The sequence below is a fragment of the Arthrobacter sp. TB 23 genome (assembly GCF_000294595.1).
Classification (GTDB): domain Bacteria; phylum Actinomycetota; class Actinomycetes; order Actinomycetales; family Micrococcaceae; genus Arthrobacter_D.
Genome location: NZ_ALPM01000003.1, coordinates 1 through 2,394 on the forward strand (window position 1 = coordinate 1; position 2,394 = coordinate 2,394).

Annotated in this window: 1 protein-coding gene and 1 pseudogene; both read right to left on the bottom strand. The window is 62.2% G+C overall.

What is annotated here, in order from left to right; translation table 11 throughout:
• Positions 1 to 9: 9 nt before the first annotated feature.
• Positions 10 to 1,359, bottom strand: coding sequence for an IS30 family transposase (locus B384_RS0100110; protein WP_443110774.1), 1,350 nt, complete (start codon positions 1,357 to 1,359; stop codon positions 10 to 12).
• Between the two features lie 131 nt (positions 1,360 to 1,490).
• Positions 1,491 to 2,368 (bottom strand): annotated as a pseudogene (locus B384_RS20945) (IS3 family transposase); the annotation flags it as partial.
• Positions 2,369 to 2,394: the final 26 nt, after the last annotated feature.

Below are 2,394 nucleotides of genomic sequence, written 5' to 3' on the forward strand. Positions count from 1 at the left end.
TGGGCCAGTTCAATCGGTCGTTGCAACACCGGGCTGTTGGAGCGAGCTTAGCTGCTCGGCAAAGACTTCAGCCGGGGTTTTCCAGTCGAGGACTTTACGGGGCCGGTTGTTCAAGGTCAGAGCGATGGCTTCGAGGTCCTCGGCAGTCCACCTGGAGAGGTCAGTGCCTTTCGGGAAAAACTGGCGCAACAGCCCGTTGGTGTTCTCATTCGTGGGTCTCTGCCAGGGTGAGTGCGGATCGGCGAAGAACACCTTCGTTCCAGTGCTGAGAGTGAACTGGGCGTGTGCGGAGAGCTCTTTCCCTCGATCCCACGTGAGGGTCTTGCGGAGCTGTTCGGGCAGCTTGGTCATCGAGACCGTAAGCCCGGCGTTCATCGCCACGGCACCGTAGCCACCGAGCGAGGGCCCGTTCTTCACGGCCTGTCTATCAGCCCAGCCTTCCAGCCTGGGCAGATGTACCAGGATTGTGGAGCGGCTGCTGCGCTCGATGACCGTGCCGATCGCGGATCGTCCGGTTCCGATGATCAGATCACCCTCCCAGTGGCCCGGTACCGCACGGTCTTCGGCTTCGGCGGGGCGTTCGCTAATGAGGACCTCCGCGGTGACATGGCCTTGGGGTTTACTCTTCGATCGAGCTCGAGGTTCCCGCAGCGCACGGCCGGTGCGCAGGCAGGTGACCAGCTCGCGCTTGAGCGCGCCACGACCCTCGATGAACAGCGATTGGTAGATGGCCTCGTGACTAATGCGCATCGACTCATCATCCGGGAAATCGACGCGGAGCCGGTGGGAGATCTGTTCCGGACTCCAAGCTGTCGACCATCGCCTGTCCTGCCGGTGCGGTTTGTTCAGCCCCTTCCAGGCCGGTGTCGCAGGGCCAGCGACGACAGTGCCGTCGTGCCGGCGGATGACCCCAGCGAGCCGTTCCTGAACATACTCACGCAACCTCGCATTGTCCGCGAGTTTCGCGGTCTTCGGGCGCTTCGCAGCCTGTTGCGCCTTCCACTGCGCCACCAAGGCCCGATAGAGATGCTTCCCGCTCCTCGTAGCCGCGTTGCGACGCAACTCGCGCGAGATCGTTCCAGGGTCGCGGCCAAGCCGCCGCGCGATTTCACGCACGCCGACCTCCCGGGCTCGCAATAACGAGATCTCCTCACGCTCAGCGAAGGACAAGTAGCGGCCCGTAGGCTCGTCAAGACTGATCGGCGGCATGCCGCCAGCGTGACGGAACCACCGCGACGCGACCGGCCACGACACACCGAGCGCCTCCGCAGCTTTGACGGTTGTCACCCCAGTAGCGATCAAACGCCAAAACTCCCGCTGCACCGCACGAGAGGGCTCTGGCCTGCCCGGCGAACGCATCGGCGGACGTAACGCCCGATCCGCCGCCCACTGCCGCCGCGCGCCCTCCGGAGCCTTCCGCAACTGCTTTCCACCGCGTCCCATCGCGAACCTCCATAATCGAGGTGTTGCGACGACCAATTGAATTCACCCTGGGATCCTCTATCGGAGTGAACTACCGTGCCCACGGGTTTTCTGAACGAAACGGCATGGTCCAGGGCCGCTACGGCCAGGGAGGCTTTCATCCGCCCGTCCATGGAGTATCCGACGATCCGGTTCGAGTGCAGATCTTTAATCGCGCAGAGGTAAAGCTTGCCTTCGTCCGTGGGGTGCTCGGTGATGTCGGTTAACCATTTCTGGTTCGGCGCCCCAGCCGTGAAGTCCCGGACTACGAGGTCATCGTGGACCGGTGGGCCGGTCTTGATCCCGGATCTGCGCCGACGGTGGATCACCGACAGGATGCCATTTGCTGAACACAGCCGCCAGATCCTTCGTTCACTCACCACCTGGGCGCTGGCGTTGATTTCATCGGCGATGAACCGGTACCCGAACGCAGGGTCATCACGGTGGTGATCTATGGCGGCGTTGATCAGATGTGCTTCCTCCCAGTCCCGGGCCGAGATGGGGTTCGCGGCCCACAGATAGTAGGCCTGTCTGGAGAAGTTCAATACCCGGCAGGACACTGCAACAGGAACCCTGACAGGGGCGTCCTGGGCAGCTAATTCACGGACCAGCGGGTACATCATTTTTTTGGGTTGATGTCCCTGGATAAGTAGGCCACGGCACGGCGCATCACTTCCGCTTCCTGCTCCAATAACCGGATCCGCTTATTGGCCTCTCGGAGCTTCACGGAGTCATCGGACACGGCCCCGGGGTTCACCCCGTCTTCGCGGTCGGCGATTTTCAGCCAGCGGTGCAAAGCCGCAGGTGAGACACCGAAGTCCTTCGCGATCTGGGTAATGGGCGCTTCGCCCTTTCGGGCCACCGCGATAACGTCACGGCGGAACTCTTCAGGAAAGGCTTTAGGCATGATGAACATCCTTCCACCAGCAAGGA